This is a genomic window from Cecembia sp. (genome assembly GCF_007126775.1).
Classification (GTDB): Bacteria; Bacteroidota; Bacteroidia; order Cytophagales; family Cyclobacteriaceae; genus Cecembia.
Window position 1 is genome coordinate 1 of sequence record NZ_SLAP01000005.1, and the last position, 4,865, is coordinate 4,865.

5 protein-coding genes are annotated in these 4,865 nt (G+C 42.7%); 3 read left to right on the forward strand and 2 right to left on the reverse strand.

Going from position 1 to position 4,865, the window contains the following annotated elements; all coding sequences use genetic code 11:
- Positions 1–64: 64 nt before the first annotated feature.
- Together QZT73_RS00530 and dinB are read right to left on the reverse strand one after the other, a co-directional pair.
- Positions 65–256, reverse strand: a complete 192-nt coding sequence (locus QZT73_RS00530) for a hypothetical protein (RefSeq protein ID WP_291786089.1) — start codon at positions 254–256, stop codon at positions 65–67.
- Positions 257–564: 308 nt separating this feature from the next.
- The gene (dinB, locus tag QZT73_RS00535; RefSeq protein ID WP_291782106.1) at positions 565–1,755 is read right to left on the reverse strand and encodes a DNA polymerase IV; all 1,191 of its coding nucleotides are present in this window, start codon (positions 1,753–1,755) and stop codon (positions 565–567) included.
- A 98-nt stretch (positions 1,756–1,853) separates the two neighbouring features.
- Here dinB and QZT73_RS00540 point away from each other — a divergent pair, with 98 nt between their 5' ends.
- The 3 genes from QZT73_RS00540 to lpdA all read left to right on the forward strand — a co-directional run bounded on the left by QZT73_RS00540 (position 1,854) and on the right by lpdA (position 4,864).
- Complete coding sequence (locus QZT73_RS00540) at positions 1,854–2,549, forward strand: LexA family transcriptional regulator (protein ID WP_291782109.1); 696 nt, start codon at positions 1,854–1,856, stop codon at positions 2,547–2,549.
- A gap of 309 nt (positions 2,550–2,858) precedes the next feature.
- Complete coding sequence (locus QZT73_RS00545) at positions 2,859–3,344, forward strand: methylated-DNA--[protein]-cysteine S-methyltransferase (protein ID WP_291782111.1); 486 nt, start codon at positions 2,859–2,861, stop codon at positions 3,342–3,344.
- A gap of 119 nt (positions 3,345–3,463) precedes the next feature.
- Positions 3,464–4,864 (forward strand): dihydrolipoyl dehydrogenase, encoded by a 1,401-nt coding sequence (gene lpdA, locus QZT73_RS00550; RefSeq protein WP_291782114.1) that lies wholly within the window; start codon positions 3,464–3,466, stop codon positions 4,862–4,864.
- The last annotated feature ends 1 nt before the right edge of the window (position 4,865 follow it).

Below are 4,865 nucleotides of genomic sequence, written 5' to 3' on the forward strand. Positions count from 1 at the left end.
ACAAAAAGATCTTTTTTTTTTTTTAAAAAGAGCTGGTTACTTTCAATCAAGGAACCAGAACCTTTTACCACTGAGAAATTGGTCTTGCACAATTCCAATCACAATCTGAACAAGAGCCATCAAAATTATCCCCAGAAAACACCTGGCCATGGATTATAGCAATATTTCCATTAGCATCATAACAAATCGCATTAGCTGTTGTCATATTTATCCACATAAATACAACTGCTATCATAATAACAATTTTATTTTTCATAAACTTTTACTTTAGCTCCCATCGCAATATGCAGGCAGGGATATTAAGCCTGTTCAAAAGTTTACCGTTAAAAAAGAACAGTTTAAAAGTAAAAAAAAAAGAATAGTTGTCAAGTTTAATTTCAAAAATTAACTAAAACTTAACATATAAAAAGAAATTTTTTATATAGTTCTTTTCTTTTTAGTTCATTTGTCTCTTTTAGCTTTTATGTTTTCAATAGTTTATTCAACCAGATTCGATTTTAACTTTACTAGTTTACCCATTCTGTTTCCAATATATCTTACTGCAATTTTACCAAAACTGTCATTTCATAGCGCCACTCCATTAAAAGGATTGAAGCGTCTTCTTCCTACCTGCATGCCAATGGCCCGGCAAACAGTTTTGTCTCCGTATTTCACGTTGATCTTATCCAGGGCCTGATACAGGCGGATCTGCTCCTCGGTATCTTCAAAGAGGTTGATCTGATAGTTTCCGTGGACGAGGTGACTGAAGCGTACGCCGATCAAGCGGATAAGCAGACGGCGTGTGTACAGTTTTTTGAACAGCTCCTTCACCGTTTTAATGAGCGTATGGTCTGCTGAAGTGTAAGGTATGCGCTGCTGTACGGTATGTGTATCAAAGTCCGAATAGCGGATCTTTACACTTATACAGGCTGTAAGCTGCTGTTTTTGCCGCAATTTGCCGGCCAATTGCTCTGTCATTGCGATAAGATTGGCCTCCAGCATCTTTACATCTATGGTGTCCTGCTCGAAGGTATTTTCCGAAGAGATGGACTTGGCTTCTGTGTAGGGTACCACAGGGGAGCGGTCGATTCCATTGGCTTTTTCCCAGATGCTCAATCCGTTTTTGCCAAAAGTAGCCTCCAGCAATTCTGAAGGCATGACTTGTAGGGTTTTCACGGTCTTTACGCCCATATTGTAGAGGGTAAGGGAAGTTTTTTCTCCGATCATGGGAATTTTCCGTACGGAAAGTGGAGCGAGGAAGGGCTTTTCTGTGCCCCGGATTACCTCTTTGTAATTGTTGGGTTTGGCTTCTCCTGTCGCCACTTTGGACACAGTCTTGTTTTCAGAAAGGCCCAGGGAAATGGGCAGGCCGCTTTCCTTCAGGATCTTTTCCCGCAGTTCTTTGGCCATCTTGAAGCAACCAAAAAACCTGTCCATACCGGTATAATCTATGTAAAATTCATCAATGGAGGATTTTTCGAATAGCGGTACCTCCTCCCGGATGATTTCCGTGATTTCATGGGATTTTTGGCTGTATTTCTCAAAATCCCCCCGGACGATCAATGCCTCCGGACATAGCTGCCTCGCGGTCCGCATCGGCATGGCCGAGTGTACCCCGAATTTTCTTGCCTCATAGCTGCAGGAAGCCACCACCCCCCTGTCCCCCGAGCCCCCGATCAGGATGGGTTTGCCATTCAATCTGCTGTCGTACAGTCGCTCCACCGATACAAAAAATGAATCCAAATCCATATGCACTATACTTCTCCCACTACTCATTTTGTCAAATATTTTAACATTTTACTGTTTATAATTTAAACATATTTTATATATTTGAAAAGGGAAATCACAATGTATGACAGTAGCTGACAGAAAAAATGCATCTCAACGCCAATATTAAATTTCTACGCAAGCAAAAAGGCCTCACGCAGGAAACTTTGGCCAATGCTTTAGGCATCAGCAGGTCCAAGCTGGCAGGCTATGAACTGAACATCAATCCTCCTTTGGAAACCATTTTGGAGATGGCGGATTATTTCGGGGTTTCGGTGGATATACTTTTGAGGAAGGATCTGGGCGTACTTTCTGAATACAAACTCAGGCAGCTTTTGGAGACAGATCAGTTTCTCCGGGGCAGGAACCTCCGTATTCTCAGTACCACCGTGGATGCAGAGGGCAAGGAGTTGATTGAAGTAGTATCACAAAAAGCCAAGGCCTCTTATCTGGCAGGCTTTTCTGATCCGGATTTTATAGAAGAGCTGCCCCGCTTTTCTCTGCCTTTTTTGCCCCAGGATAAGAAGCACCGGGTTTTTCAGGTGGATGGGGATTCCATGTTGCCTACTCCCGAAGGTGCCTGGTTGGTCTGTGAATATGTAGATGACTGGTTTTCCATCAAGGATGGGGAAAAATACGTGGTCGTCACCGAACAGGATGGGGTGACGTTTAAGATCGCCTATAATCAGATCAGGGAAAAGGAGCGGCTCTTGCTCTGTTCCAGTAATCCCATTTACAAGCCATTCTATGTCAATATCTCAGATGTGAGGGAAGTGTGGAGGTACAGGTTGATGATGGTGTGAAGGAGAGGTTAGTCTTGCCTGATGCAAGCAGGAGCGAGAAGCGAGAGTTTAGAGAAAAAGAGACAAGAAGCAAGAAGTAAAGAATTTGGGAAGTGGGATTTCGGATGTGATTTTGTTCTGAGAAGAAATATAATCTCATTTCAAAGACAAAATTCATTTAAATCCGTTATACTTTGTAATACCTTATTGCTGACGCCCAAGTTTTGCATTGATTTTCATGTTAGTTATGCGCAGTAGCGTAAAAAGCAATGCATGATTTCGGGTTTAATTGACATGTTGAATTATCCTCACCCTTTAAAGAGTAATATTATGAAAGAATATGCAGTGATGGAGACTCCATTGGGTAATGTCCGGGCAGAAGCCTGGGATGGATACCTGGTCAGGTTACAGTTTACCGATGAAGCGGTGACTGACACATTTTTGGATGGCGTCCTGATGGACGTAAGGATACAGCTTGGGCTGTATTTTCAGGGAAAACAAGACACCTTTGATATTCCTGTTGCTTTTGGAGGTACAGACTTTCAGCATCAAGTTTGGATGGAAGTCAATAAAATACCTTTTGGTGAAACAAGTACCTATGAGAAAATTGCCAATAATATTGACAGGCCATCAGCAGTCCGAGCAGTCGGAACGGCCATAGGTGCTAATCCCATTTTGATTATGCTTCCCTGCCATCGAATTGTGGGCAAGCAGGGACAACTCACTGGTTATGCAGGTGGGCTTTGGCGTAAATCTAAGCTTTTGGAAATGGAGCAAAAAGAAAAAGCAGGTGTTCAGGTGAAGATGGAATTTTAATTTTAGGAATGCCCTATTGCTTTGCTCCGGTAAAGCGGTTTTACCTAGGATTTACATTTTTTTCTCTGCCCAAAAGCCTTATTTTTGCGTAGCTTATTTGAAAATTAAACTTTAAAAATATGTCTTCAACAAAATATGATGTGATTGTGGTAGGTTCAGGCCCGGGAGGATATGTGGCGGCCATTCGCGCCTCTCAGCTTGGATTAAAAACTGCAGTGGTAGAAGCTGCCGAATTGGGTGGTATCTGTTTGAACTGGGGTTGTATCCCTACCAAAGCATTGATAAAGAGTGCTCAGGTTTTTGAATATATCAACCATTCGGAAGATTACGGCATCAAAGTTAAAGGTGCTGAAATGGATTTTGGTAACATGATCAAAAGAAGCCGTGATGTGGCTGGAGGTATGTCCAAAGGCATTCAGTTCTTATTTAAGAAAAATAAAATCGACCAATTAATCGGTTGGGGCAAAGTACAGCCTGGCAAAAAGGTAGAAGTTGAAGATAACGACGGCAAAAAAACAGTCTACGCTGCTGAACATATCATTATCGCCACAGGTGGAAGGGCCAGAGAGCTTCCTGCATTGAAAATAGATAATGAAAAAATTGTCGGTTACCGCAAAGCGATGGTCCTTGATAAAAAGCCTGAGAAAATGGTGGTTGTTGGTTCTGGTGCCATCGGTGTTGAGTTCGCTTATGTTTACAGCGCTATCGGTACAGAAGTGACTGTAGTGGAATTTATGGACAGAATTGTCCCCAATGAGGATGAAGAGGTATCCAAAGCCTTGGAGAGAATCTACAAGAAGAAAGGGATCAATATCATGACCAGCACCGAGGTGACCGCTGTGGATACCAAAGGTAAGGGATGCAAAGTGACTGTCAAGGATAAAAAAGGGAAAGAATCCGTCATCGAGTGCGATATGGTATTGTCTGCTGTGGGGGTTGTCTCCAATGTAGAAAATATCGGTTTGGAAGATGTAGGTATCCTGGTTGAAAAAGGTAAAATAAAAGTAGATGAGTTCTATAAAACCAATATGCCAGGTTATTATGCCATTGGTGATGTGACGACGGGTCCTGCTTTGGCGCATGTGGCTTCTGCTGAGGGTATTATCTGTGTAGAGAAAATTGCCGGTCACCATCCTGAAGCCCTGGATTACAATAATATCCCAGGTTGCACCTATTGTGTGCCGGAAATTGCTTCTGTGGGCTATACCGAAGCCAAGGCCAAAGAGGCTGGCTATGACGTCAAAATAGGGAAATTCCCATTTTCTGCGTCTGGAAAAGCTTCAGCTGCCGGAGCTAAGGACGGTTTTGTGAAACTGGTATTTGATGCCAAGTATGGTGAACTTTTGGGAGCCCATATGATCGGTGCCAATGTGACTGAGATGATCGCGGAAATTGTAGCTATTCGCAAACTGGAGACTACAGGGCATGAGCTGATAAAGACGGTTCACCCTCACCCAACCATGTCAGAAGCCATCATGGAAGCTGCTGCAGCTGCTTATGATGAGGTGATTCATATTTGAT